Consider the following 25,766-nt stretch of genomic DNA (forward strand, 5'->3'; position numbering starts at 1 on the left):
GCGGGCGTCGGCGTGCCGGACGACCCGATGTCGACCCCGGCGGCGCCGGCGGCGTGGGCGGGGCCCGCTGTCGCGGCGGCGGCGAGGACGGCGGTGAGCGCGGCGGCGCGGAGGGTGAGGGCGATGGACATGGTGATCGGGGCTCCGGGGTTCGGGGTGCTGGACGACCACGACGGTGCCGGAGCATCCATGAAGCCCACGTGAAGCACCGAGCCCGGTCACGCCCCGGTCCCTCCGTCGACCGGTCGATCCGCCATCCTCGTGGCGTGCCCGGACCATCCGCCCTCTCGCTGCGCGGCGTGCGCAAGGCGTTCGGCGCCGTACAGGCCGTCGACGGCCTCGACCTCGAGGTGCCCGAGGGCACGTGCGTCGGGCTGCTCGGCCCCAACGGCGCCGGCAAGTCGACGACGATGCGGCTGCTGACCGCGCAATCGATCGCCGACGACGGGACGATCGACGTCCTCGGCCACGCGCTGCCCGGCGAGTCGAAGCAGGCGCGTGCCGCGATGGGGGTCGTGCCGCAGCAGGACAACCTCGACACGACGCTCACCGTCCGCGACAACCTCCGCGTGTTCGTGCGGCTCTACCGCGTACCGCGGGACCAGCGTGCCGCGGCGATCGACCGGGCGCTGCAGATCGCGACCCTCACCGAGCGGGCGGACACCAAGGTCGACGCCCTCAGCGGCGGCATGCGGCGCCGGCTGCTGATCGCCCGCGCCCTGGTGCACCGGCCGCGGCTGCTGCTGCTCGACGAGCCGACCGTCGGCCTGGACCCGCAGGTCCGCCAGGAGCTCTGGGCGCTGATCGACCGGCTGCGCTCCGAGGGCGTCTCGATCCTCATGAGCACGCACTACATCGAGGAGGCCGAGCGACTCGCCGACACCGTCACGGTGATGGCCGCCGGGAAGGCCGTCGCGACCGGGCCGCCGAAGGACCTGATCCTCGAGCACGCCGGCAGGACGGTCCTCGAGGTCTACGGGCCGCCGGACCACCTGGCCGTCGTCGAGGAGGCCGCGCGGGTCGCCGGCCACGACCACCGCCGGACCGGCACGAGCGTCGCCGTCCTGCGCGCCGAGGGGCTCGGCGGGAGCATCGGCGGCCACGACGGCCACGAGCGGGTCGCGAACCTCGAGGACGTCTTCGTGATGCTGACCGGGCAGGAGGTGGCGTGATGGCCACGAGCGAGACCGCACCGCCGACCACGCCCGCCGCCGGGCCCCGCCGGCGCCTGGGCCGCCTGGAGCGCCTGGCGATCGAGGGCGTGATGACCCGCGAGGTCATCAACTGGCTGTCGTTCTGGAAGAGCTCGACGTTCTCGTCGACCGTCGAGCCGACGATCTACCTCGTCGCGTTCGGCTTCGGCTTCGGGTCGATCGTCTCCGAGGTCGGCGGGTACGACTACGTGGACTTCGTCGGCACCGGCACCGTCGCGACGTCGGTCCTCTTCGGCAGCGCGTTCTCCGCGATGTTCGGCTCGTACGTCAAGCGCGAGTTCCAGCGCACCTACGACGCGATCCTCGCCGCACCCGTCGACGTCGAGGAGCTCGTGACCGCCGAGGCGCTCTGGATGGCGACGCGCGCCTCGATCTACGGCTGCTTCCCGCTGCTCGTCGCCATGATCTTCGGGCTCGACCCGTCGTGGGGGATGCTGCTCGTGCCGTTCCTCTGCTTCCCGTGCGCGTTCGGGTTCGCGTCGTTCGGCCTGCTGATCAGCGCCCTGGTGAAGTCGATCGACTCGTTCTCGTACTACCAGTCGCTGATCCTCACGCCGCTGTTCCTCGTCGCCGGGACGTTCTTCCCGCTCGACCGGCTGCCCGAGGGCGTGCAGATCCTCGGCGAGTTCAACCCGCTGCACCACCTCGTCGAGCTCGTCCGCGGCGCCGCGTTCGGCTTCGACGGCTGGGAGGCGCTCGCCCGGGTCGCCGCGCTCGTGGTCTTCGCCGTCGTCATGTGGCGCCTGGCGATCTGGCGCAGCACGAAGCGCCTGATCACCTGAGCGGGGCCGCACGAAGCCGTGCAGCGCTCGGCTTCGCGTGCGTGCGGGGCTAGCTTCGGAGATCGCGTCCGGCTGCCGCCCCGACGCGACCGCACCCATGTTCGTACCCTCCGCCCTCCGGGGCCGCACCGGCGTGATCGCCGGCGGCCTGCTCATCGCCCTGCTGCTGTTCGCGGTCGTGCCGCGCGTGGCGCCCGGCGCCCAGAGCAGCTCCCAGCTGCAGGGCACGATCGACGCGCAGAAGGGCCGCGAGCGCTCGCTGCGCTCCACCGCCCAGCGGCTCGGAGCCCTCGAGGCGTCGGCGTCGAAGGCCGTCGCCGCGGCGCAGAACCGGCTCGCACAGGTGCAGCAGGAGTACGACGTGGCGCAGGGGAAGCTCGCGACCACGTCGTCGAACCTCCGCGCCACCCGCGCGAAGCTCGTCCAGCTGCGCCGCAAGCTCGAGCAGGGCCGCGACCAGCTCGCCGCCGTGCTGCGCTCGCACTACACCGCGGACCGCCCCGGCCTCGTCGACGTCGTCGTCAGCTCGAAGGGCTTCGCCGAGGTCCTCGAGCGGATCAACTTCCTCAAGCGCGTGCAGGCCAGCGACACGAAGATCGTCGACCTCGTCCGCGACTCCCGCGACGCGGCGAAGACCGACGAGGGTCGCTACGCGAAGCTCCGCGTCGAGCAGGCGAAGGAGGCCCAGGAGGCCACCAGCCGCCGCAACGCCATGGCCTCGATGACCGCCGGGCTCGAGCAGCGCCGTGCGTCACTCGCCCAGGCCCGCGCCGCGAAGGTCGCCGCCCTGTCGTCCGCGCGCTCCAAGCGCAAGGGCGCGGAGAAGACGCTCGCGAAGCTCGAGGCCGCCCAGGCGAAGGCCGCGCGCCAGTACACCGCCCCGTCGTCGAGCCCCCGCGCGGCCGGCGGCAGCCAGGGCGCCGGGTCGAACTGGGCCATCCCGTGGGCGATCGTCCAGTGCGAGTCCGGCGGCCAGAACTTCACGCCGAACTCCCTCGGCGCCTCCGGCTACTACCAGTTCATGCCGCAGACCTGGAAGGCCCTCGGCGGCAGCACGCCCAACGCCTACCAGGCGTCCAAGGCCGAGCAGGACCGCCTCGCCGCGAAGCTCTGGAACGGCGGCGCCGGCGCCCGGAACTGGGACTGCGCCGCGATCGTGGGCATCACCGGGTAGCGCCGACCCGCTCGAGGTACGCCTCCAGCGCGCCCGCGAAGACGTCGTTGTCGTCTCCCGCGACCATGTGCCCGGCCTCCGCGACGTCGACGACCTCGGCGCCGGCGATGCGCTCCCGGAGGTCCGCCACGCCCTCGTCGTCGACGACGTCGGACTGCACGCCGCGCACGAGGAGCGTCGGGACGGCGATGCGGCGGGCGGCGTCGTCGAGGCGCCCCTCGTCGTCGATCCGGCCGGGCACCTCGGTCAGCCGGATGAAGGCCGGGTCCCAGTGCCACCGCCACCGGCCGTCGGGACCCTGCCGCACGTTCTTGCGCAGGCCGTCGACGTTGCGCGGCCGCTCGCGCGTGGGGTTGTGGGCGGCGACCGCGTCGGCGACCTCGTCGAGCGTGGCGAAGCCGTCCGGGTGCGCGGCCATGAAGTCGATGATGCGGTCGACGCCGTCCTGCCGCAGCCGGATGACGACGTCGACGAGGACGAGCCCGGCGACGAGCTCCGGATGCTCGCCGGCGACCACAAGCGACGTGAGGCCGCCCATCGACGCGCCGACGAGCACCGCCGGGCCGGGCAGCTCCTCGAGCACGGCGATCAGGTCGCCCGCGAAGCCGTCCATCGAGTAGTCCCCGTCGGCGTCCCACTCGCTGTCGCCGTGGCCCCGGGCGTCGAGGGCGACCGTCGCCCAGCCGTCCGCGGCGAGGCGCTCCGTCGTCCGCGACCAGGAGTGCCGGGTCTGCCCGCCGCCGTGGAGGAACACGACCGTCGGCCGGTCCGCGGACGGTGCGCCGCGGCGCTCGCCCGAGACCCGCAGCTTCCCGGTGTCGAAGGTGACCGGGTGGGACGGGGCGGGCATCGCCTTCCACGCTATCGCCCGGGGTGCCGGGCTCGACGGCGCGGCGCGTCGGCGCTCCCGGTCCGGCGCGTCAGGTGCCCCCGCCGCTCACGACCGGGCGAAGCGGCTCATCGTCTTGTCCGGCCGCACACCGCCGAGGTGCTTCGCGTAGATCCGGTGGTACGCGAGCTCCTCGCGGGTGCGCAGCGGCGGGTCGACGATCGTGCGCTCGCGCTCGAACTCCTCCTGGGTGATCGTCGTCTCCAGCGTCTCCTGCAGGACCTCGGCGGCGCCGGAGCCGTCGCCGAACTGCTCCTTCGGACGCCAGAGGATGTCCTCCGGGATCCACCCGTCGAACGCGTGACGCAGGACGCGCTTCTCGAGCTGCTGCGGCTTCGTGGTGTCCGACGCCTTCCAGCCCGGTGCGAGCGACAGCGCCTGGGCGATGACCTCGCGGTCGAGGAACGGCACGCGGGCCTCGAGGCCGTGGGCCATCGTCACGCGGTCGGCGCGCTGGAGGTTGAGGTCGTGCAGGCCGCGGACGGTGCGGACGAGCTCGCCGTGCAGGGCGGCGGGCTCCGCGAAGTCGTCGTGGTAGTAGTCGTAGCCGGCGTAGAGCTCGTCGGCGCCCTCGCCGGTCAGGACGACCTTCACGTGCTCCGCGGCCAGGCGGGCGAGGAACCAGTTCGGCACCGACGAGCGCACGAGCGACGGGTCGAACGACTCGATCGAGCGGATCACGGCGTCCAGTGCGGCCGCGGCGTCCTCCGCGGTGTAGAGCGCCTCGTGGTGCTCGGTCCCGAGGAACTCCGCGACGACCCGTGCGGCGAGGATGTCGGACGACCCCTCGGTCCCGACGGCGAACGTCTTCAGCGTGCGGCCGCGGGCCTTCAGGAAGTCCTGCGCGAGCGCGGCGATCAGGCTCGAGTCCAGGCCGCCGGAGAGGAAGACGCCGACGTCGACGTCGGCCATCATGTGCCGGTCGACGGAGTCCGCGAGGACCTCGCGGGTCGAGCGCAGGATGTCCTCGGGGATCGGGGCACCGGGCTCCTTCGGCCCGGGCAGCTTCGGCACGTCGATCGCCTCGGGCGGCACGGCGTCGGCGAAGCGGACGAGCCCGTGCTCCGGGGTCCAGGCGCAGCCCGGGGGGAACGTCTCGACGGCCCAGCGCCAGTCCTCGTCGAACGCCCGGATCTCCGACGCGAAGCGGACCTGCCCGTCGCGGCGGGCCCAGTAGAGCGGCTTGATGCCGATCGGGTCGCGCGCGGCGAGGAACGTGATCCAGTCCGGCTTGCCCTCCGGATCCGGGTTCTCGGGGCCGGCGAGGCAGATCGCCCACATGCCGCGGAGCTCGGCGAGCGCCTCGATGCCGCGGTCGACGACGAGGTGGAGCGCGACCTCGTTGTCCGACGCCGTGTCGAACAGCGCGCCGTCGAGGGTCTGGCGGACGTCGTCGTGGTTGTAGACCTCGCCGTTGCCGACGAGCCACAGGGTGCGGTCGCCGAGCGGCTGCCGGCCCCCGGCGAGGTCGACGATCGAGAGGCGGGTGTGGCCGAGCCAGCTCGTCTCGCCGACGGCCACTTGGCCGATGTCGTCGGGCCCGCGGTGCGTCAGCCGGGAGAGCATCCGGATGCCGGCCTCTGCGTCGACCCGGGAGTCCGTCGGGGCGTAGACGGCGGCGATTCCACACATACGACGACGCTAGAGCACCGGGACCGTGTGCCGTTTGGACACGCGGCGAACGCCGGACGCGACGCAGGGTCCCGGAACGACCGAGGCCCGCGTGGAACGCGGGCCTCGGGGCGGCAGGGGGACGGCGGTGCGGGCTGGGGCCCGCGGACGTCAGTCGGCCGCGACCGCGGAGCGCGTGTCGGCCTTCACGGCGCCCGGGAGCATCGTCGCCTGCTTCTCGCGGCTGATGTAGACCGGCTTGCTCATCAGGCCCGCCTTGACGAAGCCGCGGATGACGAGCGCGGAGAGGTCGACCTCGTACCAGCGGAAGCCGTGCGACGCGGCGCGCGGGAAGGCGTGGTGGTTGTGGTGCCAGGACTCGCCGAGCGAGAGGACCGCGAGCACCGGGTTGTTGCGCGAGTGGTCGTCGATGTCGAAGCGGCGGTAGCCCGAGAAGTGGCAGATCGAGTTGATCGACCACGTCACGTGGTGGATGAAGAAGACCTTCACGAGCCCGGCCCAGACGAACGTCTGCAGGCCGCCGGCGAGATCGCCGTGGTAGGCCCACCCGGCGAAGAACGGGATCGCCAGGGCGCCGAGGGCGATGTACGGGAACCAGTTCGAGATGCGGACGAGGCCCTTGTCGCGGAGCAGGTCCGGCGTGTGCTTCTTGGGCCACCCGCGCTCGATCTCGGTGGACCAGAGCCAGCCGATGTGCGCGTGCCAGAGGCCGCGGAGCCCCTCGCCGCCGCCGATGTGCGGGGAGTGCGGATCGCCCTCGACGTCGGTGTGCGCGTGGTGCTTGCGGTGGTCGGCGGCCCAGATCAGCGCCGGGCCCTCGATCGCCGTCGAGCCCGCGACGACGAACATGTAGCGGACCCACGGCTTGGCCTGGACCGCGCCGTGCGTGAGGAGCCGGTGGTAGCCGATCGTGATGCCGAACGCGGAGATCAGGTAGAGCCCGACCGTCATCGCGATGTCGAACCCGGTCACCGCCGAGTTCCACAGCAGCACGATCGCGATCAGGACCCCGATGAACGGGATCGTGACGGCCACGATGTTGATCCACCGCGTGGTGCGGGACATCGTCTTGTGCTCGCGCACCACGTTGTTGTTCGCATCGCGGACTTCTGCCATGGAGTCAGCGTATGCGTACGTGCGCCGGGATTCTGTCCCCTGCGGCGAGAACGGGCGGGCCGGTTTTCATCACTTCGTGCGCAAAGCGAGCGTCGGCGTGCCGGGCGGCCCGCGCCCCGCGCCCGCGAAAACGCGCACCGCGCGTCGCCGGTCGGGGGGTCGGCCGGCCTGCGCAGCGCGTCGCCCGGCCCGGGCGGCCCGGACCCGACCGTCTCCCCGCGCCCGGGGCCTAGCCCTTCGTCGCCCACGACGCGCCCGGGCGCGTCGCGACGCGGTGCGCGGTCACCGCGACCGCCACGCCGACCGCGAGCGCGAGGGCCAGCGCGGCGGCGGGCGCGACGTGCACGACGAGGAGGCCCCCTGCGAGCGCGCCCGCGCCCATCGCCGCGACGGCGGCGACGCGCCGCAGGCCGGAGCCCTGCGGCCCGCCGAAGCCGCCCGGTCCACCGAGCAGGCGCGAGTCGGCCGCGAGTCCGGTCAGCGTCATCGTCAGCACCGCGGTCGTCAGGTCCGGCACGCCGATCCGCCGGGCCACCGCGGCCTGGGCGCCCATCGGGACGGCGAGGACGGCGATCAGCACGTACCGCGGACCGTCGGCGACGGGATCGCCCGCGACGAGGGCGACGACGAGCGCGACGACCAGGACGGCCGCGACGAACGCGGTGCTCGTCCGCAGCAGGACGCCGCGGTGATCGCCGAACCGTCGCGCGAGCACGCCGCCGAGCGCCGCGCCGACGAGGAACAGCCCGATCGCCGTCAGGGACGCCGGGATCGACAGCGACGGCGCCCCGGCGAGGGCGAACCCGAGCAGCACCACGTTGCCGGTCATGTTCGCGACGAAGACGTGCCCGAGCGCGATGTAGCTGACCGCGTCGACGATCCCCGTGAGGACGGTCAGCCCGAGCAGGAGGTGGGGGAGCGGGCCGTGGACGTCCCACGAGGCGAGTCGTCCCCGTCGGGGCCCGTGGGTCGTCGGCGGTGCGGCGGTCACCGACGCAGTGTCGCGCGACACGGTCGCGGGCCCCGTGGCGGGGTATGAATGAGGGGTGTCCGCTCCCGCGCTCCTCTTCTACGACCGCGAGTGCCGGTTCTGCGTGTGGGGCGTCGTGCACCTCGCGCGCCTCGGCCGGCCGGGCGCGTTCCGCCTCGCCGCGATCCAAGGCCCGCTCGGCGAGGAGCACCTGGGCCACATCGAGCACACGGCGCGCCTGTCGTCGTGGCACCTCTGGGACGGCACGCGGCTGCGGAGCCAGGCCGACGTCCTCGACGGGCTCGGGCCGATGCTGGCGTCGCCCGTCGCCCGTGCCGCGATCCTGGCCGTCCGGTCGGTCCCCCGGCCGCTGACGACCGCCGCCTACCGCCTGATGGCCGGCAACCGCGTCGCGATCTCGAAGCTGATCCCGCCGGGCGCGAAGCAGCGGTCGGCCGACGCGCTCCCCGGGTTCGCGGCGGACACCGGGGCGCCGGGGTCGGGCGTGCGGGACGCCTGAGGCGGCGGGCGACGGTCGCTCAGAACAGGACGAACTCGCGCGCGAGCGGGCTGAGGCCCGTCTCGAACAGCAGGGCGATCAGGCCGCGCTCGAACTCCTGGGCGAGCCGGCGGACGTCGCGGAAGACGGCGTCGTCGGCCGCCGCCTCGCGCGTCAGGCCCGTCAGGTGCGCGCGCGACTCCGGATCGTCGAGCATGCCGAGCCAGCGGTCGTAGGCGCCGAGCGCACGGACGCCCTCGTCGATCGCGTCGTGGCGCAGGAACGCATGGGCGAGCCGGTCGGTCGGCGGCGCCTGCAGCGCATCGAGGAGGAACGCCCGCTGCTCGTCGCGGAGGTGGAGGTGGCAGTGCAGCACCGGGATCAGGCCGCCGGCGAACAGGAGCTTGCGGTTCAGGCGGAGCTTCGCGTTGCGCATGCCCCATTTCTGGTCGTCGGCGCGCGCCTTGCCGGCGAAGTCGACGCAGATCGTCCGCCAATAGCGGATCAGGTCGTTCAGGAGGAACCGCGGCGGGCGGTAGTCCTTCGCCTCGCCCGCGAGGTACCCGTCGACGACCTGCTCGAGCGACCGCCGGTAGGCCTCGCGGCCGACGACGGGCACCGACTCGAGCAGCAGGAGCATCCGCTGGGTGAGGTTCGCGTTGCCGTCCTCCTCCAGCCCGATGTGGCGGACCATCGGTCCGACGAACACCTGCTGGCCGAAGATGCCCTGCGTCCCCGGCTTGGCCTCACCGCGGCCGAGCAGGGTCTCGAGGCGGGGGACCTGCGGCTCGACCGGGGGCGCGCCCTCGCCGGGCCGCTCGCCGTCGACGAGCACGAGGTAGTCGTCGTCGGAGCCGTTCGTGCGCTCCCGGCGGCCCCACGAGCCCATCATCACGACCGAGGACCCCGGGTCGCATGGCCCGTCGCGCAGCCGGCGGCGGAGGTCGTCGAGGTCGCGCTCCGTCCGGTCGCGGGCGGCGAGCAGCTGCGGGAAGCCGCGGCGCGCATGCGTCGCGAGCTCGTCCAGCGCGCCCTGCGGGGTGTCCGTCACGCCGGGGACGCTACCGGCGGGCGCGGGACGGGCCCCGTGCTGCAACGGGGGCGTCGCCCGGACGGCGGCGCCCTCAGCGCCGCGGCAGGTCCGCCTCGAGGATCCACGGCACGTCGCGACAGCGCGAGAGCACCGGCCCGAAGGCCTCCTCGTCGCCGGGCGTCAGCGGCACGTGGTGGCAGTCGCCGTCGACGGAGGAGAGGTGGACGTGGCGCAGGCGGTCGCCGAACGCGTCGAGCAGGTCGTGCGCGACCCCCATCGTCGGGTCGATCGATCCGGCGTGCGGGACGTCGAGGCAGAAGCCGGCGTCGGGCAGGGCGTCGAAGTACGGCTCGAGCTCCGCCGCCGTGCGGCCGTCGCCCTTGCGGAAATCCATGTTCTCGAGCACGACCAAGCGGCCCAGCGGCCGGAACCGCGCCGGGTCCTGCAGGACGTCGGGGTGGACGACGACGGCGTCGATCGCGGCGGGGAGTGCCGCGAGCCGGCCGACGAGCTCGTCCTCGGGCATCGCCAGCTGCTTCGTCGGCGCGTGCACCGAGACGAAGCGGAAGGGCAGCCCGCGGCCGGCGTCGCCGAGCCAGTCGCAGAGCGTCACGAACTCGGGCTCCGACAGCGCGGCGATCTCGACGGCGAGCGTCGAGACGTCCAGCGCGCGCCGCACCAGGAGGTCCCACTGGCCGCGCAGCTCGACGAGGTGCCCGGTCGACGTGCCCAGCGGGTGGTGGGCGGTGAACGGCACGCCCGTGCGGGCGTCCCTGGTCGCGGCGGAGACCATGGGAGCCACGCTAGGGGCCCCGCCGGACGCGACGGGCGGGCGCCCGGCAACCCCCTGCAAACGGACGGGTCGGGTCCGGGATCCGGGCCTGCGGGCGGTCGTTTCGTGGGCGTCGGTGCTCGTCACGGGGCGCGTCGGCGCGGTCGTCCGTCGACCGCGGGTCGCTGAGGGTGCCACACCGCGGAGCCGCGCGGGGGAGGGTGTCCCGCACGTTGCGGGAAACGGTGCGGTCCGTCGCGCGCGTCGCCGCCCCGGCCGCGCTCACTAGGATCGGCCCCGTGCCGACGTCCTCCCAGCAGGTCGCGGACGCGGTCGCCCGCCCGGCCTCCGCGCCCGACCGCTCCGCCGGTCCCGCCGCGTGCCCGTGGTGCGGTGCCTCGACGGTCGACGCCGTCCCGACCGGGACCCGCCGCGTGCGCTGCACCTCGTGCGGGGTGCAGCTGACCTGGCCGTGGCCGGACGCCGCCGAGCTCGACCACGCCTACGCCGACTGGTACCGGCCCGAGGGCGGTCGGTTCTCGGGGCCCGGCGACGCGATCCTGCGGATCACCCGCGGCAGCACGGCGTGGACGGTCGACCGCATCGCCCCGGACGGCGTCGTGATCGATGTCGGCGCCGGCGACGGGCACCTGCTCGACGCCCTGCACCGCCGCGGGCGCGACGCGATCGGCCTGGAGCGCGACGCCGACACGACCGCCCGGCCCGACCTCCGCGACGACGCGCTCGACGAGCTCGAGCGGCCCGACGGCGGCGCGGCGGCCGTGGTCCTCTGGCACGTGATCGAGCACCTGCCCGAGCCGCGGATCGCGATCCGCGAGGCCGTGCGCCTGCTGAAGCCGGGCGGCGTCCTCGTCCTCGCGTGCCCGAACGCCGACAGCCGCCAGGCCCGGTCCTTCGGCGACCGCTGGCTCGCGTGGGACCAGCCCCGCCACCTCGTGCACTTCACGCCCGCCGCGCTCGAGGAGGGCCTGCGCGCCGAGGGCTTCGCGGTCCGCACCCGCGGGCACCTCCGCGCCGGGCAGTCGGTCTTCTGCGCGCTGCACGGCCTGGTGGGCCGCGTCCCCGGCGCGGGCGACCTCTACGATGCGATCCGTCAGCCGGACGCGCGGCAGGCGCCGCTCTCGGGCGCCCGGCGCGCGTGGACGGCGGCGGTCGCCGCGGCGGTCCTGCCGGTCGCCGCGCTGGCGGCCGCGGGCGAGGCCCTGGAGGGCCGCGGCGCGAGCATCTACCTCGAGGCCGTCCGCACCGACACCCCGACCAGCGAGCCGCACGGACGATGAGCAAGGCCCACCCGAACCACCGGACGATCGTCGTCATGCCGGCGCACAACGCGGCGCTGACGCTCGAGGCGACCGTCGGCGGGATCGCCCGGGACTACGTCGACGAGCTGCTGCTGGTCGACGACTCCTCGACCGACGACACGCTCGCCGTCGCCGAGCGCCTGAACATCACGACCGTCTGGCACCCGCACAACGCGGGGTACGGTGCGAACCAGAAGACGTGCTACCTCCACGCCCTGCAGCGCGGCGCGGACATCGTCGTGATGCTCCACCCCGACGGCCAGTACACGCCGGACCTGATCCCCGACATGGTCGCGCCGATCGTCGCCGGTGAGGCGGATCTGGTCCTCGGCTCGCGGATGCTGCCCAACCGGCGGAGCGCGTTGCAGGGCGGGATGCCCTGGTACAAGTGGGTCGCCAACATCGGCCTGACGCGGATCCAGAACACCCTGATGGGCGCGTCGATCACCGACGGCCACACCGGCTACCGCGCCTACAGCCGCCGGCTGCTGCTCGAGCTGCCGTGGCTGCGCAACTCGCTGGGCTTCAGCTTCGACAGCGAGGTCCTGTACCAGGCGGCGCACCTCGACTTCCGGATCGCCGAGGCCGCCTGCACGACGAAGTACTTCGACGACGCGTCGTCGATCCGGCTGAAGCCCGCGACGATCTACGCCCTCTGGACCCTCTGGACCGGCGTGCGCCTCGTGCTGCACCGCGCCGGGATCAAGAAGGACCGCCGGTTCCTGCCCGCCCCGCGCGTGGTCGACCCGCCCGACGGCTGGTAGCGGGGGCCACCGGTGTGGGTGCTCCACAGCGTCGCCGGCCTGGCGGTCGTGGCGCTGGTCGCCGTCGCCGGGTGGCGGCTCGCGACGCGGCTGCGCACGGACGACGTCGTCGTCCGGCTGCTGGCGACCGTCGTCTGGGGCTGGCTCGGGGTGCAGCTCTCGGGCCTGGCGACGAGCGTGCCGATCGGCCTGGGGCCTGCCCCGGTAGGCGCCGCCGTCGCCGTCGTCCTGGCCGGCCTGGTCCTCTGGCGCGTGCCCGCCGGCACGCCGACCGCCGCCCCCGACGGTCCGACGCGGACGCTCCTGGTCGGCGTGGGGGTGGGGGTGCTCGCACTCGCGGTGATCTCGCTGAACAGCCCGGTGATCGGCTTCGACGGGCTGCTCTACCACCTCGCGATCCCCGCGGCGTGGATCGGCGACGGCCACCTGGCGAGCCTGCCGCGGGTCGTCGACGGCCTGCCGGTCGAGGCGTACCCCGTCGGGACGGAGCTGACGATCGGGTGGCTGATGAGCGTCACCGGGTCCACCGCGGCGGCGCTGCTCGTGACGCCCGCGGCGCTCGGGATCGCGGCCCTGGCGGTCTGGACGATGGTCCGGCGACTCGGCGGGACGCCCGCCGCCGGCTGGGGCGCGATCGCCTCCACGGCGCTGGCGCTCCCGTTCCTCGCGCAGGCCAGCCAGGTCTCGACCGACCTCGCCGGCGCGGCGGTCATGGCCTGCGGCGCGGCGATCGTCCTGGACGCCGCGTGGGGACCGGACGGTCGGCTCCCCGGTCCCGAGCGCGACGTCGCCGGCCTCCTGACCGGGCTCGTCGGCCTGCTCCTCGCGCTCGGGGTCAAGACGACCGCGGCGTGCGGCGGGCTCCTGTTCCTCCTGCTCGCCTGGCCGGCCCGGCGCGAGATCCTCCGTCGCCTCCGGGCGGTGCCGTGGTGGGGCGTCGGCGTGGTCGTCGCGGGCGGCTGCGGCGTCCTGTGGCTGACGCGGAACCAGATCCTCCACGGCAACCCCGCGTGGCCGCTGTTGTCGAGCCCCGGCGGCGATCCCGTCCCCGCGATCCTGCAGCCCACCGTCACGAAGTTCGTCGACCACCCCGGCGACGTCCTGCGCGTCGGGGGCACGACGTACCTCGACCTGGCCTGGGTGATCCTGCCGCTGTTCGCGCTGGGGCTCGTCGCGATCGTCCGCGGCGGCCTCGTCCGGCTGGTCGCGATCTGCGGCGTGCTCGGGATGCTCGCGTGGTTCGTGGCTCCGGGGACGGGGACGACGGCCGCACCGGAGCTCGCCGCCGGCGCGACCCGCTACCTGATGCCCTGCTGGATCCTGCTGGCGGCCGCCGGGTGGACGGTGCTGTCGGACCTCGCGGCCGGGCGACGCGGCGCGGACGGTGCGGCACCGCGCGCGTGGCGGTCCGCCGCCGTCCCGGTGCTCGCCGGGATCGTTCTCGTCGTCCAGCTCGTCGTGGCGTGGCGGTACGGGGAGGACCTCCCCGAGAGCCCGAACGTGGACCTCGACCGGATCCCGATCGAGCACGGCGTCCTCGCCACGCTGATCGGCGCGGCCGTCCTCGTGGTGCTCCTCGCGCGCCCGGCGATCCCGGCGGCGCTGTCCCGGGTGCGGATCGCTGCGGGCGCGGCGGTCGTCGCGGCGGTCCTGCTGCTCGTCGCGACCCCCGGGCTGTGGTCGCGCCACGCCTCGACGGTCGACACGGGCGTCCCGCCCGATCCGGACGACGTCGTCCTCGCGCTCGGCGCCACCCCCGCTTGGGCGCTCGGGGCGCATGGCGGGCCGGGGAGCCGGCTCGTCGCGGATTGCGCCGAGCTGCGCGGGGGCCTCGCGGCCGGCCGGACCGTCACGATCGGTCCGGGCTTCGGGGACGCGACCCGCTGCGGTCTGCCACCGAACCCGTCGGACGTCGACGCGTTCCTCGTCTGGACCCCGCCCGGGCGCTGAGGGACGCGCCGGCGCGACCCGGCAGCGCGAGCCCGTGGCCGACACGGTCGCGCGTGCTCGCCGTGGGGCCGGCCGTCGCCGGCGTCGACCGGTGGGCGATGAGTCCGGGCCGCGGCGACGGTCCCTGTCCCCATGAGCACCCTCAGCGACCAGCCCGCGGCGGAGGCCGCCCCGGGACCCAGCACCGACGGGACGCCCGTCCTCTACGTCTGCCACGGCGACGACGGCGGACCGGGGATCCACCCGTGCAAGCGCGTGCACGAGGCGCTCCGGGCGGCCGGGATCCCCTACACCTCCGTGGTCGCCGCGCACGGCAGCCCGATTCCGTTCCTGCGCAAGGGTTCCCGCGACGACCTCGAGGCGGCGACCGGGACCCGCAAGCTCCCGACGCTGGTGCTCGCCGACGGCACCGTCCTCGTCCACCAGAAGGCGATCCTCGCCTGGGTGGCGGCGCAGGGCTGAGCGGGGCCCGCGGCGGTCAGTCCTCGCGGGTCGTCCCGTCCTCGTCGTCCGCATCCTCGAGCAGCCCGAGCTCGGCGAACGCGTCGGCGAAGGCCCCGTCGACGCGGATGCTGCGCTCGTCGCCCTCGCCCGTGGTGATCTGCTCGCGCCGCCCGTCGGGGGCGAGGAAGAAGACCTCCGGGCTGAGCGGCCCGGGCACGTCCTGCGACTCGGCGTCGTCGGCCTGGAGCACCTGGTGGTGCGGGAGCGGCATGCGGCGGAGGTTCTCCCGCGCGGCCGGCTCCACGATCTCCCAGCCGCCGTAGGGCTCCAGGTGCTCGTCCTCCAAGAACTGGTGCACCTTCGTGGGCAGGTCCAGCGCCGCGATCGCCGTGATGCCCGGCAGGACCTCGGGGGCTCCGGGCGGCGGCCCGTCGGGGATGGCCTCGGTCGGCCAGAGCTGGACGACGAGCGCCTCGAACGCGGCGCTCCCGGTGGGGAGCGGCGAGTCGTCGAGGAGCGCGGAGACGTGGTCGCGGACCACGACGTCGCGCTCGGCCGCCCCGAGGCCGGCGACGAGCAGCGACAGGTTGTGGAGTCCGTAGCGGGCACCGTCCTCGGCGTGGACGATTCCCGCGGCGTAGGTCGCGGGGACCCCCTCCTCGGCGAAGACCGCGACGACCCGGTCGCCCAGCGCGGCGGCCTCGGCCCGGTTGAGGACCGGGAGGTCGGGGTCGGGATCGGTCGGCGGCAGGCGTTCGCCGGCGTCAGCCGCCGCCCGGCCTGCGTCCTTCGTCTTCTTGCGTCGTCCGAACATCCTGGGCCTCCGGTGGAGGATCCACCGTAGCCGGGGTCGGGTCGTCGGCACCACCGCCGGTCGGCCCGGCGCGGTCGGCCGCCAGCTCGCCGCGCCACGCCTGCGTGACCTCCGGCGTCGGTGCCACGGACAGCGGACCCGGTGGCCTGCGGCCGGTGAGCCTGGAGGCCAGCAGCATGCCCGGCATCTCGACGAACTTGAACGACACGACGGTCAGCGCGAGCGAGAGCGCGAATGCGCAGACGCCCAGGGCGAGCAGGCCGGGGTAGCCCGTGTTGCCCGGCGCGACGTGGGGGAGGAGCAGCCCGAGGACCGCGAAGTGGACGAGGTAGAAGCTGTAGGACCGCTCCCCGAACCAGCGCGGGATCTTCCGGTCCAGGCCGAGCGGCGGCCGGCCGCCCTGCCACTCCAGGGCGATGAAGCAGAGCAGCATCCCGGTCGCCCCGACGAACTGCATCGGGATCGCGAGCACGGCGCCCCACCGCAGCGGGCCGATGACCTCCTGCCCGCGGGCCGCGATCTCCGCCGGCGTGGCGTTGGCGGCCAGCGGCACGAGGCCCTTGGCGTCGACGAGGTGCGTGATCAGGCTGGCCGACGCCGGCTCCGAGCCGCAGAGCAGCAGGAACGAGGCGAGCAGCGCCCAGAGCGTCGCCCCCCGGCCCCGTTCGGAGATCCAGCGCCGCAGGGGGTCGTAGGACTCGACGACCGCGACGGTCAGGCCCGGCAGGAACAACCACTGCAGGAGACCCGGACCAGCGTGCCCGGGGTTGCTGTAGAGGCGGATCCCGAGCGTGATCACGAGCAGGAGCCCGACCCCGCCGACGAGCCCGCGGAACCCCCACCGTCGCGTCGCGGCGAACCAGCCCCAGGCGACGAGCGGCAGCATCAGGTAGCCGAGGACCTCGACGCGGACGGTCCAGGCCGTCTCGATCGGGATCGCCCAGCTGTCGTGGAAGCCGGCGTCGGTGAACCCGCCGTCGAGCAGCAGCAGCGTCTTGCCGATGTCCCGGAGCCGCGCGGGGTGGTCGTCGCTCAGGACGACGAGCCAGAGGACGACGAGCCCGACGACCACGACGTACAGCGGCATGATCCGGAGCACCCGGCGGACGTAGAACTTCGCGGTCCCCGGGCGTTTGGCGCGCCCGAGCGCCCACGCGATGAACGGGCGGGCCAGCAGGTACGCGGAGAACGCGAAGAAGAGGTTGACGAGGCGCGCGGGCGCGAAGAACGTCCGCCAGCCGACCTCGCCGCCGAAGAGGTCGTAGAGATCGCGGCCCGGGAGGTGTTGGAAGCCGGCGGTCTTGTACGTCATCTCCGCGGTGGCGATGTGCGAGACGAACACCAGGAGCGCGCCGAGCCCGCGGGCGCCGTCGCCACCGAGCCACGGCCGGCGCCACGCGGGACGCTCGGGCGTCGAGCGGAAGCGCTCGGGCTTCGGACCCGGGCGATCACGAGTCGCCGGCGGGTCCGCGACCGCGCGACTCGTGGACGGCCCCGGGTCAGCCGCACCGCCGTCCTCGGAGGTGGTGCCTCCGGTCGTCGGGGGTGGAGCGTCGCCGGCCGTGGCGGTGGCGCCTCCTCCGCCCGGCGGTGACGCGGCCACGCCGGGGCTCGGGGCGGGTGGCGCAGCACCCATCCCGGTGAGCGGCACCGCCGTCGCCATCGCCGCGGTCGGCGTCGTGCCGACGGTCGGGGCGGCCTTGTCGAGCCTTCGGACCGGGCCGTCACCGAACAGCGGGCGCTCGCCGCGGGCCAGGCGCGTCGCGGGCTGCTCGACGAGGGCGTAGAGGATCGCGCCGAAGAAGATGCAGCACGGGATCGCCGCGGCGACGAGCAGCAGGAAGTACCGGCCGACGGTCGGCTGGGTCTCGCCGACCGAGTGGAGCTCGAAGAGGACGAGCCCGTGCATCAGGTAGATCGAGAACGAGCGCTCGCCGACCCAGCGCGGGAACTTCCACATCATGAACGGCCAGGTCTTCCTGCCCGTCAGCTGCCAGAGGACGAATCCGCCGAGCATCGCGCCGGCGGCGAGCGTGATGATGTTGCGCTCGCCGACGCTGCCGCCCGCGACGAGGCTCGACTGCTTGATCGCGAGGCCGATGCCGACCAGGACGAGCAGGATCGCGGCGGGCGGCGCCCACTTCCACCGACCGATCCGCTCACCCCAGCGCACCTCGGCCACGGCGATCAGGACGCCCGGGACGAACGTGAGCAGGCCGCCGATCGGCGACTGCGACGGCACCGTCCCGCCGGGGCCGGTGGGCAGCCACGTGTTGGAGAACACCCAGGCGAAGATGCCGACGGCGACCATCGGGAGGAGCGCCCTCCACCCCGCGAACCGCCCGCCGCGCAGGTAGATCCACGCCGACGCCGCCGCCACGATCGGCAGCGCGATGTAGAACAGCATCTCGACGTTCATCGTCCACGCCTGGCTGATGTGCTCCCGGAACGGCGCGTTCGTCCACGACTGCCCGAACGCGAACATCGCGAGCATGTCGGAGAGCTTCTCCCTGCTCGCGTCCTCGTGGAAGTAGACGACGTAGATCAGGAGCGCGGCCCAGAACAGCGGGATCACGCGACCGGCGCGGTGCTTGACGTACGTCTTCAGTCGCGGTGGGCGCTTCGCCTCGCCGAACATCGCGGCGATGAACGGGCGGGCCAGCAGGTAGGCCGACAGCGCGAAGAAGAGGAAGACGACCAGCTGCGTCGCGAGGATCGCCGCGCCGACCTGCCGGCTGTCGAAGAGGCGCTGGAAGCCGAGGTCCTGGGTGTCCTTCGCGGCCTGGATGGTCGCTGGGTCCATCTTCAGGAGCGTGTACAGCAGGACGGTCGTCCCGCTGTGCCCGATCACGACCAGGAGCACGCCCCAGCCGCGAATGGCGTCCCCCGCCTCCAGATACCGCATGCGCCGCATCGGCGAAGCATGCCCGTTCGGGTGCCTGCGGCGTGCCGTCGCCCGTTCGGGGGGTGTGGCCCGGGCGGCCCCCTCCGGGTGCCCCGGGCCTCGTCGCGGTGCGGTCGGGCCCGCGACGCTCGGGTCGCGGCCCGGCGTCTCGCTCAGCCCACCGCCACGAGCCGCCAGGGGTCTTCGGCGTCGTCGGTCAGGGCGAACGTCCACGCGTCGGTGCGGACGCGCTCGTCGTCCTTCGAGCCCTCGAGCACGGCGGCGGTGTCGCGGTCCTCGCGGTACCAGCGGGCGCGGTAGCGGAGGTCGACCGACATCGTGCCGCGCTCGCCCTCGTCGGTCACGCGGGTGATCGTCGCCTGCTCGAGGCGCGGCCCGCGGACGACCGTGCGGGTCTTCCCGCTCGTGTCGGATCCGTGGAGGAGGCGCTGCACGGCCGCGGGCTCGGCGAGGCGCTCGAGGTCCTCGTCGGGACCGTCGACGGCGGTCGCCCACGCGGCGATCGCACGGTCGACCGCGATCTCGAGGACGTCGGGGCTCCAGCGGTCGTCGACGAGCGAGAGGTCCAGGGCGGCCGCGCGGGCGTCGTCGGCGAAGCCCGTCGCGACGAGGCCGGCCACGGAACCCGCGGCGGCGTCGCCGGTCGCGAGCTCGGTGCGGGTCGCCGCCGCCAGGTCGGGGTCGTCGGAGGGTTCGAGGATCATCTTCGACGTCAGGTGGTGGCCGCCCTCCTCCTCGCCCTCGATCGAGATCAGCTGCCAGGTGCCGTCGTGCTTGGCGAGCGTCCAGTACTCGGACAGCGTGATGCGGGGGCCGTCCTTCCCGTCCGGGTACTTCTTGCCCTGCGGGGTGTTCACCCAGCTGTCCATCGGGACCTCCAGGTGGACGACGACGCGGTCGTCGGCGTCGTCGCGGCGGTTCTCGATCGTGATCAGCCGGACCTCCGGATCCCCCTTGACCTGCACGCGGTTGTGCCACTTCTTCTCGTCGAAGTCGTCGAGCCGGCGGATCCACTCGGTCAGGAGGTCGCCGCCGATGAACGTGCGCAGGGCGGTGCGATCACGGCGGTCCCACGCGCGCTGGACCTCACGGACGAGCTGCTTGGCGTGGACGACGAGGGCGTCGGCGTCGAAGGCCGCGTCGTCCTCGACGGCCTGGGCGGCGCCCGTCCGGACCTCGGCGTCGCGGCGGTCGCGGGCCTCGCGGCGCTGCTTCGCCTTCCACGCGCCCCAGGCCGCGCCACCGCCGATGACGAGCACGACGAGCACGATGACCAGCACGCCACCGAACCCGAGGCTGCCGGAGCCCGATCCGGACGAGCCGCCGCCCGAGAAGCCGCCTCCGCCGCCGCCCCCGCCACCCCCGGAGAAGCCGGACGAGCCGGACCCGGCCTGGGCGAGGACCGGATGGGTGAGCACGGCGGCGAGGACGGACACGCCGGGCATTCTGCTCGGTCGGGCGGCGGCCGTGGGTGCCGGGCGGACGACGGTTCCACCGGCGTCGTACGCTGGGTGCATGGTCGACTTGGGACACGCGGCGCTCGGCGCCTGGAGCGGTGGCCGGTTCATGCACTACGGGCAGGAGCTCTCCGAGGACGAGCTCGTCGAGCTGCTGCGCCCGGAGGGCCGGCTGCGCACGATCGTGACGGCCGACGTCTACGGGACGGGAGAGGGCGACCGGCTCGTCGCCCGCGCGATCGAGGGCGAGCGGCGCTCCGACGTCCGGATCGTCGGCGCCGTCGGGCACGACTTCGTCGACGGCGAGCGTCGCGGGGCCAAGGGCTTTCCCCGGTTCACCGACCCGGCGCTCCGCGGCGAGGACGGCTACGCCGACTACCTGCGCCGCGCGACCGAGGCCAGCCTGGAGCGCTGCGGCACCGACCGCTTCGACCTCCTGATGCTCCACAACCCCGACCGCATCGGCTACACGTCGGAGGTCGTCTGGGACGCGATGCAGGTCCTGAAGGACGACGGTCTCGCGGACGCGATCGGCATCGCGCCCGGCCCCGCCAACGGCTTCACGCTGGACATCCTGAACTGCCTCGAGCGCTTCGGCGACCGCATCGACTGGGCGATGGTGATCCTCGGGCCGCTCGAGCCGTGGCCCGGCCGGCTGGTGCTCGAGGCGTGCGAGCAGCACGAGGTGCAGGTGCTCACGCGCGTCGTCGACTACGGCGGCATCTTCTGGGGCGACCTGCGCGCCGACACCCCGATGGGCGACCAGGACCACCGGCGCTACCGGCCCGACGGCTGGGTGCAGCGCGGCCTGAAGATCGTCGACCAGGTCGCGGCGATCGGCAAGGCCCGAGGCCTCACGCCGATGCAGACCGCCGCCCAGTGGGCGCTCGCGCAGCCGGCCGTCTCGTGCGTCGTGCCGACGCTGATCCAGGAGCTGCCGGGCAGCCTCGACGTCGCGCCGAAGCCGATCGGCGGCAAGAAGCTCGAGCTCGCCGCGCTGCCCGCCGAGATCCGCCTGGCCCCGACCGAGATCGAGCGGATCACGCACCTGGGGGACAACTCCGGGTCGATGGCGCTGAAGGGCGCCTCGCCGGTCTTCGAGGGCGACGAGCAGCCCGACGCCTGGGCGATCGGGACGCCGGAGCTGCAGGCCGCGCGGCGCTGGGGCATCGACCCCGACCAGCAGCTCGTCAAGACGACGGCCTGAGCCGATGGACGACGCGCCGGTCGCCCCCGGCCGCTACCGCCACTACAAGGGCCCCGAGTACGAGGTCCTGTTCGAGGCGCGCCACAGCGAGACCGAGGAGGTCCTCGTCGTCTACCGCCAGCTCTACGGCGAGCACGGCCTCTGGGTCCGCCCGAAGGCCATGTTCGTGGAGACGGTGACGGTCGACGGCGAGGTGCTGCCGCGGTTCGCGCGGGTCGGGGACGCCTGACCCGGCGGTCGAGCCGGCGGCCCGGCGGTCGACGCTCGCGGTGGCCGTCGATTGAGTGGTGCAACTTCCGGGCGTGCCGCCGGTTCCTATCGGCATGTCCCCCACCAGCAGCACCCCGTCACCTCGTCCCACGCGTCGCCGCGTCATCCCGGCCGCCGTCGCGAGCACCACCCTCCTCGCGCTCGCCGGCGCCGCGTCGGCCGGCGCCGCGGCCGCGCCGCCCACGGTGCAGCAGCCGCTGCAGACCATCATCGGCACCACGAACGTCCTGGCGTCCGTCGGCAACCGCCAGACCGTCTGGGTCACCCAGCAGCCCGGCGCCACCGACGGCTCGGTCGTGCTGTCGACGCTCAGGGTGGGCGCCGCGGTCCCCGTCGCGACGCTCCCCGGCCCGCCCGAGTCCGGCGTGGTCCAGCTCGAGGTCGGCACCGCGAAGGACGGGACGCCCGTCGCCGCCGTCGTCGCGGTCCCGCGCGAAGGGAGCCCCACGATCCGCCTCGTGCGGCTCGACACCGGCGCGGTCCGCACGATCTCGAGCACCCGCCAGGGCCTGCCGGTCGGCGGCGTCGCCCTCGACAACGGCCGCTGGTACTACACCGTGCACCCGAAGAGGACGACGTCGCGGAGCACCGCGAGCCTCTGGAGCGCCACGCTCACGGGCACCTCGATCGGGCCCGCGAAGAAGGTCCGCACGTCGCGCCGCGGCGAGTCGTGGGAGGCCGTGGTGGCCGACCGCAACCGCGTCGCGGTGCAGACGGTGCGTCCGGTGCACGACGGCTCCGGCGTGTTCGCGCGCGACGAGTGGGCGTTCGGCACCCCGCGCGGCACCTGGAAGCGCGCCGGTCTGACGTACGCGTCGGACGGCGGCTACTCGCCGACCTACGGCGCCGGTTTCACGCAGGACCGCAGCGCGTTCGTCACCTACCAGGGCGGCTTCCCGACCGGCCCGCGCGCGACCCGCACGCCGATCGCGGGCGGCAAGGCGCGGGTCGTCACCGCAGGCGCGGACGCCGACGACGACGGCTTCCTCCTCGCACCGGCCTACGACCCGGCGACCGGGCGCCTCCTGACCCGCGGCAAGGACGCCACCGGCGCCAACACCCTGGGCTGGACCGCGCCGCTCTACCCGTAGGACCGCGCGGTCGGCCGTCCGTCCGCCCGCCGGCGCCCGGCCGTGGGCGGTCAGCGCGGCCCGGTGCCGTGCGCCAGCCGATCGGCGATCTCCGAGATCTCCTCCAGCTCGCCCGTGGCCACCGCGACGATCAGGTCGTAGGCCTCGTCGTTGCTCAGCGTCAGGCGCCGGCCGTTGACGCCGAGGAACGCGAAGGTGCCGGCGAGCGCCAGCCGCTCGTTCCCGTCGACGAGCGCGCGCGGATCGCCTGACGCGCGACCTCCTGCATCGAACGCGACTCGCGCTCGGCGCGCCGGCGCAGGGCCTCCGTCTCGTCGTCCGTGAGGCGCAGGGTCACGGCCATGAGGACGATGGTATCGCCGGTGGTGTCACCGGGCCAGTCGCCCGTCAGTCGAGGTCCCAGCCGAAGTAGACCTCGATGCGGTCGACCTGCTCGCCGACCACGTGGTGGATCTCGGTGTTGCGGAACCGGGTGCCGTCGGCGCGGGTGGCCTCGTAGGTCGTGACGACCTCGCCGCCGCCGATCTCGGCCTGCCGGACGTACGAGAACGTCGACACCCCGCCGGCGCCCGGCCAGCAACGCTCGAAGTACCCGGCGCGGTCGATGCCGACGTCCGGCGGGGCGGAGAAGACGAGGTCGTCGGCGAGGCGGCGCTCGACGAGGTCGCGGTCGGCGGTCGAGAACGCGGTGAAGCAGTCGCGGACGACCTGGAGGGGATCGGGCGTGGTCATGGTGCTCCCGGGTCGGGGGTCTGTGGTCTCCGACCCCGCGGGGCGCCCGGACTCATCGGTCCGGCCCGGCGCGGCCTTCGCGGACGCTCGTCCGCGGGCGTTCCACCGGGCCTCGCGCCGCGCCGTTCAGCGCCGCACGGCCCACCGCGGCCCGGCGACGAGCCGGACCTCGACGCGCGCCGGACGGACCGGGGCGGCCATCGAGAGGAAGTCGCGGATGCGCCCGGCGTGGTCGCACACGGGGCACGCCAGCGCGTCGGAGGGCGAGCGTGGGCCGGGACCGGGGGAGACCGGGGCGTCGCAGGAGGGGCACGCGAGCGTCCCGTACCCCATCGCCCCGACGTGGCTGTCCCGCCGGTCCGCGCGCGCCCGGGCCTGGCGGCCGACAGGCTCGGAATCGGAGAATCCGCGCTTAATGCTCACGTGGCGAGTGTAGGCAGACGCCCGCCCCGGCCCGCCAGGGAGGGGCTCCGGGGCCGCGTCGCGGCTCAGTCCTCGGCCAGCACCACGACGCGGTCGGCCTGGTCCGGGGTCAGGACGGTCGCCTTCGGCGGGTTGACCCGGACGCCATAGGCCGCGACGGGGTTGCGGACCTCGCTCGCGTCGCGGTAGCCGATCGCGGTCTCGCCGCGCCTGCGGGCCGCGTCGACGACGGTCGCGTAGGTCACCTCGCGACCGATCGCCACGTACTCGGCGGCGGGGCGCAGGTAGATCTCGGAGCCGTCGGCGTCCAGGAGGTCGGTGAAGACCGCGTCGAGGCGGACCTCCTCGGAGATCTGGGCGAGGATCAGGCTGAGGATCTCGTCCGACACGATGACGTCGTCGACCTCCGCCACCTGCGCGAGCGCGCGGTTGCGGTCGTCGAGCATCTCGCTGACGATCGCCGGCTTGCGCCCCTGCGGGTCCAGCGCCGCGATCTCCCGCAGGTGGAGCAGCGTCACCAGGGTGCGCGAGTCCGCGCGCTGGATCTCGAGGTCGTCGGAGTAGCAGAGCACGATCACCTGGTCGTGCTCCTGGACCTCGAGGCCGTCGAGCGTCGCGCGGTCGGTCGTGCGGCCGTGCGCCACGTCGACCGCGAGGTTCCTGACGGCGGGGATCGCGGGCTCGCCGAACTCGGACACGACCGACAGCCGCGAACCGGGGGAGGCGTACTCGTCGAGCTCGGTGATGACGCTCGCCGCGCGCTCGTTCCACCCGAGCACGAGGATGCGCGACGGCGGCTCGGGCCGCGGCGGGATGGCGACGACCGCCTGCTCGTCGACGACGCCGACGGCTCCGCGGGCCCCGACCAGCGCCGAGTCGTCCTCCGCGATGACGACGAGCTCGCGGCCGTCCAGCGGCGTGTCCATCGGCGGATTCAGGCGCACCGCACCGTCGGCGTCGGCGTACCCGATCACCGAGCAGTCCTCGTACCCCATGAGCGCGTCGCCGTAGGTGCCCTGCGACAGCCGTGGCTCGTCGTGGAAGTAGATCTCGTCGCCGTCGAAGTCGAAGAGCTCGGTGTAGACCATCGCGGCGCCGGACTGGCGGGACGTCTGCACGATCAGGCGCGCGACCGTCTCGCGCTTGTTGACGATGACGACGCCCTGGCCGGCCACCATCCGCGCGGCCTCGAGGTAGGCCGGGTCCTCGATCTCGACGACGACGTGCAGCGGGCGGTCGCCGGTGCGCGGGACGTGCGTGAGCGCCAGCAGGGTCTTGATCGCCTCGCTGTCGGGCTCGTCGCCGTCGGGGGCCAGGACGATGATCGAGCGCGCCTGCTCGTGGCTGCCGATCTTCAGGTCGGTGACGTCGATCGGCGAGCCGGTGCGGCAGATCACGCGGGTGCCGCGCAGGTCGCCCGCGCGCTCGCGGATCTCCTCCTCCATCTCGACCTTGTCGCGGGGGGCGAGGATCACGACGCACGGCTTCTTCCGGCTCTCGTTCGCGATCGACAGCTCGCGCAGGATCGTCATCACCGCGTCGGACCAGCCGAGGATCAGCGTGTGGTCCTCCTCGAGCACCCGTGAGCGGCCGCGGCGCAGCTCCATCAGGCGGGTGTCGATGGCGGTCGCGATGACGCCGATCAGGGCCGACACGACGAACAGCCCGGCGATCGTCAGCGCGAGCATCGTCAGGAGGAACCGCCACGAGCCCGAGTCGCCGGCGACCGTGCCGGGATCGAGCGCGTGCATCAGGCTGTTGAAGAGCTGCTGCCGGACGCCGGGGCGCTCGCCGTCGTCGGTCGACGGCGCGACCTGCGTCAGCAGGACGAGCAGGCTGAAGACGACGATCAGGACGAGCGTCGCGACCGCCAGCCAGCCGACGAGCGCCGACGGCCCCCGGGACATGCTGTTGTCGAACCGGTACCGCAGGCGCTCCTTCAGGGACGCGGCGCCCTGTGGTTGTGGTCGGCGCCGCGCCGCTGAGCGGGCGTCCGCCGCAGGCGGTCCCGGGTCCTTGGCGGAGCGCGTCGTGAGGCGCTCCCGTGTCTGACGGCCGGTGCGCGACATCGGCGCACCCTACTCGCGGTCGGGGACGGTGGTCGGCCGGAGGCGCCCGCGATGGACGGAGGGTCGATCGGGCCGGTTCGGGGCGGACGCGGGGCGTGGCGGGCGGGGCGGACGCGGTGTGGCGGCGGGGCGCGGGCACGTCGCGCCGGAGGTCTTGCACGTGTGCCACCTCTGCGGTGGCAGACGTGCCGGACCGCGGTCGGGACGGCGCCTCGGACGTGCATCCCGGCCGTCCGA

General features: G+C 74.2%; 24 protein-coding genes. 11 read left to right on the forward strand and 13 right to left on the reverse strand.

What is annotated here, in order from left to right; genetic code table 11:
- Positions 1-266: 266 nt before the first annotated feature.
- From PATMI_RS0115100 to PATMI_RS0115110, 3 genes are all read left to right on the forward strand, one after another.
- Positions 267-1,172, forward strand: coding sequence for an ABC transporter ATP-binding protein (locus tag PATMI_RS0115100; protein ID WP_245604179.1), 906 nt, complete (start codon positions 267-269; stop codon positions 1,170-1,172).
- Entirely contained in the window at positions 1,172-1,996 is an 825-nt protein-coding gene (locus PATMI_RS0115105) for an ABC transporter permease (RefSeq protein WP_026911490.1), read from the forward strand. Before PATMI_RS0115100 ends, PATMI_RS0115105 begins: the two co-directional genes overlap by 1 nt.
- A gap of 97 nt (positions 1,997-2,093) precedes the next feature.
- Positions 2,094-3,170 carry a transglycosylase family protein gene (locus tag PATMI_RS0115110; protein ID WP_026911491.1) on the forward strand — a complete coding sequence of 359 codons (1,077 nt, stop codon included), beginning with the start codon at positions 2,094-2,096 and terminating at the stop codon, positions 3,168-3,170.
- On the opposite strand, the gene PATMI_RS0115115 is transcribed toward PATMI_RS0115110, so the two are convergent.
- From PATMI_RS0115115 to PATMI_RS30475, 4 genes are all read right to left on the reverse strand, one after another.
- A complete protein-coding gene (locus PATMI_RS0115115; protein WP_026911492.1) occupies positions 3,160-4,020 on the reverse strand; it encodes an alpha/beta fold hydrolase in 861 nt (286 codons plus the stop codon). The two genes, PATMI_RS0115110 and PATMI_RS0115115, sit on opposite strands and share 11 nt — an antisense overlap.
- Positions 4,021-4,107: 87 nt before the next feature.
- The gene (gene asnB, locus PATMI_RS0115120; RefSeq protein WP_084269976.1) at positions 4,108-5,691 is read right to left on the reverse strand and encodes an asparagine synthase (glutamine-hydrolyzing); all 1,584 of its coding nucleotides are present in this window, start codon (positions 5,689-5,691) and stop codon (positions 4,108-4,110) included.
- A 150-nt stretch (positions 5,692-5,841) separates the two neighbouring features.
- Entirely contained in the window at positions 5,842-6,807 is a 966-nt protein-coding gene (locus PATMI_RS30470; RefSeq protein ID WP_245604180.1) for an acyl-CoA desaturase, read from the reverse strand.
- A 229-nt stretch (positions 6,808-7,036) separates the two neighbouring features.
- Entirely contained in the window at positions 7,037-7,798 is a 762-nt protein-coding gene (locus PATMI_RS30475; protein ID WP_036725937.1) for a YoaK family protein, read from the reverse strand.
- Positions 7,799-7,853: 55 nt separating this feature from the next.
- Between PATMI_RS30475 and PATMI_RS0115135 the strand changes: the two genes are divergently transcribed.
- The gene (locus tag PATMI_RS0115135) at positions 7,854-8,297 is read left to right on the forward strand and encodes a DCC1-like thiol-disulfide oxidoreductase family protein (protein ID WP_026911494.1); all 444 of its coding nucleotides are present in this window, start codon (positions 7,854-7,856) and stop codon (positions 8,295-8,297) included.
- 19 nt (positions 8,298-8,316) lie between these two features.
- Here the strand turns inward: PATMI_RS0115135 and PATMI_RS0115140 are convergent, their stop codons facing one another.
- Complete coding sequence (locus tag PATMI_RS0115140) at positions 8,317-9,327, reverse strand: hypothetical protein (protein WP_026911495.1); 1,011 nt, start codon at positions 9,325-9,327, stop codon at positions 8,317-8,319.
- A 73-nt stretch (positions 9,328-9,400) separates the two neighbouring features.
- Positions 9,401-10,102, reverse strand: a complete 702-nt coding sequence (locus PATMI_RS30480; RefSeq protein WP_051471728.1) for a sugar phosphate isomerase/epimerase family protein — start codon at positions 10,100-10,102, stop codon at positions 9,401-9,403.
- A gap of 278 nt (positions 10,103-10,380) precedes the next feature.
- Between PATMI_RS30480 and PATMI_RS0115150 the strand changes: the two genes are divergently transcribed.
- From PATMI_RS0115150 to PATMI_RS0115165, 4 genes are all read left to right on the forward strand, one after another.
- Positions 10,381-11,382 carry a class I SAM-dependent methyltransferase gene (locus PATMI_RS0115150; protein WP_026911496.1) on the forward strand — a complete coding sequence of 334 codons (1,002 nt, stop codon included), beginning with the start codon at positions 10,381-10,383 and terminating at the stop codon, positions 11,380-11,382.
- Positions 11,379-12,167 (forward strand): glycosyltransferase family 2 protein, encoded by a 789-nt coding sequence (locus PATMI_RS30485; protein ID WP_036725940.1) that lies wholly within the window; start codon positions 11,379-11,381, stop codon positions 12,165-12,167. Before PATMI_RS0115150 ends, PATMI_RS30485 begins: the two co-directional genes overlap by 4 nt.
- 12 nt (positions 12,168-12,179) lie before the next feature.
- Positions 12,180-14,117, forward strand: coding sequence for a hypothetical protein (locus PATMI_RS0115160; protein WP_026911497.1), 1,938 nt, complete (start codon positions 12,180-12,182; stop codon positions 14,115-14,117).
- A 132-nt stretch (positions 14,118-14,249) separates the two neighbouring features.
- Entirely contained in the window at positions 14,250-14,579 is a 330-nt protein-coding gene (locus PATMI_RS0115165) for a glutathione S-transferase N-terminal domain-containing protein (RefSeq protein WP_026911498.1), read from the forward strand.
- 16 nt (positions 14,580-14,595) lie between these two features.
- Here PATMI_RS0115165 and PATMI_RS0115170 read toward each other — a convergent pair whose 3' ends face one another.
- The 3 genes from PATMI_RS0115170 to PATMI_RS0115180 all read right to left on the reverse strand — a co-directional run bounded on the left by PATMI_RS0115170 (position 14,596) and on the right by PATMI_RS0115180 (position 19,716).
- A complete protein-coding gene (locus PATMI_RS0115170) occupies positions 14,596-15,375 on the reverse strand; it encodes a hypothetical protein (protein ID WP_026911499.1) in 780 nt (259 codons plus the stop codon).
- The gene (locus tag PATMI_RS0115175) at positions 15,326-18,280 is read right to left on the reverse strand and encodes an acyltransferase family protein (RefSeq protein WP_169738379.1); all 2,955 of its coding nucleotides are present in this window, start codon (positions 18,278-18,280) and stop codon (positions 15,326-15,328) included. The genes PATMI_RS0115170 and PATMI_RS0115175 overlap by 50 nt, the downstream gene beginning before the upstream one ends.
- 152 nt (positions 18,281-18,432) lie before the next feature.
- Positions 18,433-19,716 carry a TIM44-like domain-containing protein gene (locus PATMI_RS0115180; RefSeq protein ID WP_036725944.1) on the reverse strand — a complete coding sequence of 428 codons (1,284 nt, stop codon included), beginning with the start codon at positions 19,714-19,716 and terminating at the stop codon, positions 18,433-18,435.
- 79 nt (positions 19,717-19,795) lie between these two features.
- Here PATMI_RS0115180 and PATMI_RS0115185 point away from each other — a divergent pair, with 79 nt between their 5' ends.
- The 3 genes from PATMI_RS0115185 to PATMI_RS0115195 all read left to right on the forward strand — a co-directional run bounded on the left by PATMI_RS0115185 (position 19,796) and on the right by PATMI_RS0115195 (position 22,305).
- A complete protein-coding gene (locus tag PATMI_RS0115185) occupies positions 19,796-20,944 on the forward strand; it encodes an aldo/keto reductase (protein WP_026911502.1) in 1,149 nt (382 codons plus the stop codon).
- A gap of 4 nt (positions 20,945-20,948) precedes the next feature.
- On the forward strand, positions 20,949-21,173 hold the full coding sequence (locus tag PATMI_RS0115190; protein ID WP_026911503.1) for a DUF1653 domain-containing protein: 225 nt from the start codon (positions 20,949-20,951) through the stop codon (positions 21,171-21,173).
- A gap of 94 nt (positions 21,174-21,267) precedes the next feature.
- Positions 21,268-22,305, forward strand: coding sequence for a hypothetical protein (locus tag PATMI_RS0115195; RefSeq protein ID WP_026911504.1), 1,038 nt, complete (start codon positions 21,268-21,270; stop codon positions 22,303-22,305).
- Positions 22,306-22,465: 160 nt separating this feature from the next.
- On the opposite strand, the gene PATMI_RS30490 is transcribed toward PATMI_RS0115195, so the two are convergent.
- From PATMI_RS30490 to PATMI_RS0115215, 4 genes are all read right to left on the reverse strand, one after another.
- Entirely contained in the window at positions 22,466-22,648 is a 183-nt protein-coding gene (locus tag PATMI_RS30490; RefSeq protein WP_036725947.1) for a ribbon-helix-helix protein, CopG family, read from the reverse strand.
- Positions 22,649-22,692: 44 nt separating this feature from the next.
- Entirely contained in the window at positions 22,693-23,037 is a 345-nt protein-coding gene (locus tag PATMI_RS0115205) for a nuclear transport factor 2-like protein (RefSeq protein ID WP_026911505.1), read from the reverse strand.
- A 126-nt stretch (positions 23,038-23,163) separates the two neighbouring features.
- Entirely contained in the window at positions 23,164-23,460 is a 297-nt protein-coding gene (locus tag PATMI_RS0115210) for a hypothetical protein (RefSeq protein WP_026911506.1), read from the reverse strand.
- Between the two features lie 65 nt (positions 23,461-23,525).
- Complete coding sequence (locus PATMI_RS0115215) at positions 23,526-25,529, reverse strand: CASTOR/POLLUX-related putative ion channel (protein ID WP_051471730.1); 2,004 nt, start codon at positions 25,527-25,529, stop codon at positions 23,526-23,528.
- Positions 25,530-25,766: the final 237 nt, after the last annotated feature.

The organism is Patulibacter minatonensis DSM 18081, assembly GCF_000519325.1.
Lineage (GTDB): Bacteria > Actinomycetota > Thermoleophilia > Solirubrobacterales > Solirubrobacteraceae > Patulibacter > Patulibacter minatonensis.

Excerpts from the sequence above, each read along its gene's own strand:
- PATMI_RS0115105 (WP_026911490.1), top strand. The coding sequence starts at position 1,172 with ATGGCCACGAGCGAGACCGCACCGCCGACCACGCCCGCCGCCGGGCCC.
- PATMI_RS0115110 (WP_026911491.1), top strand. The coding sequence starts at position 2,094 with ATGTTCGTACCCTCCGCCCTCCGGGGCCGCACCGGCGTGATCGCCGGC.
- PATMI_RS0115115 (WP_026911492.1), bottom strand. The coding sequence starts at position 4,020 with ATGCCCGCCCCGTCCCACCCGGTCACCTTCGACACCGGGAAGCTGCGG.
- asnB (WP_084269976.1), bottom strand. The coding sequence starts at position 5,691 with ATGTGTGGAATCGCCGCCGTCTACGCCCCGACGGACTCCCGGGTCGAC.
- PATMI_RS30470 (WP_245604180.1), bottom strand. The coding sequence starts at position 6,807 with ATGGCAGAAGTCCGCGATGCGAACAACAACGTGGTGCGCGAGCACAAG.
- PATMI_RS30480 (WP_051471728.1), bottom strand. The coding sequence starts at position 10,102 with ATGGTCTCCGCCGCGACCAGGGACGCCCGCACGGGCGTGCCGTTCACC.
- PATMI_RS30485 (WP_036725940.1), top strand. The coding sequence starts at position 11,379 with ATGAGCAAGGCCCACCCGAACCACCGGACGATCGTCGTCATGCCGGCG.
- PATMI_RS0115165 (WP_026911498.1), top strand. The coding sequence starts at position 14,250 with ATGAGCACCCTCAGCGACCAGCCCGCGGCGGAGGCCGCCCCGGGACCC.
- PATMI_RS0115170 (WP_026911499.1), bottom strand. The coding sequence starts at position 15,375 with ATGTTCGGACGACGCAAGAAGACGAAGGACGCAGGCCGGGCGGCGGCT.
- PATMI_RS0115175 (WP_169738379.1), bottom strand. The coding sequence starts at position 18,280 with ATGCGGTATCTGGAGGCGGGGGACGCCATTCGCGGCTGGGGCGTGCTC.
- PATMI_RS0115185 (WP_026911502.1), top strand. The coding sequence starts at position 19,796 with ATGGTCGACTTGGGACACGCGGCGCTCGGCGCCTGGAGCGGTGGCCGG.
- PATMI_RS0115190 (WP_026911503.1), top strand. The coding sequence starts at position 20,949 with ATGGACGACGCGCCGGTCGCCCCCGGCCGCTACCGCCACTACAAGGGC.
- PATMI_RS0115195 (WP_026911504.1), top strand. The coding sequence starts at position 21,268 with ATGTCCCCCACCAGCAGCACCCCGTCACCTCGTCCCACGCGTCGCCGC.
- PATMI_RS30490 (WP_036725947.1), bottom strand. The coding sequence starts at position 22,648 with ATGGCCGTGACCCTGCGCCTCACGGACGACGAGACGGAGGCCCTGCGC.
- PATMI_RS0115205 (WP_026911505.1), bottom strand. The coding sequence starts at position 23,037 with ATGACCACGCCCGATCCCCTCCAGGTCGTCCGCGACTGCTTCACCGCG.
- PATMI_RS0115215 (WP_051471730.1), bottom strand. The coding sequence starts at position 25,529 with ATGTCGCGCACCGGCCGTCAGACACGGGAGCGCCTCACGACGCGCTCC.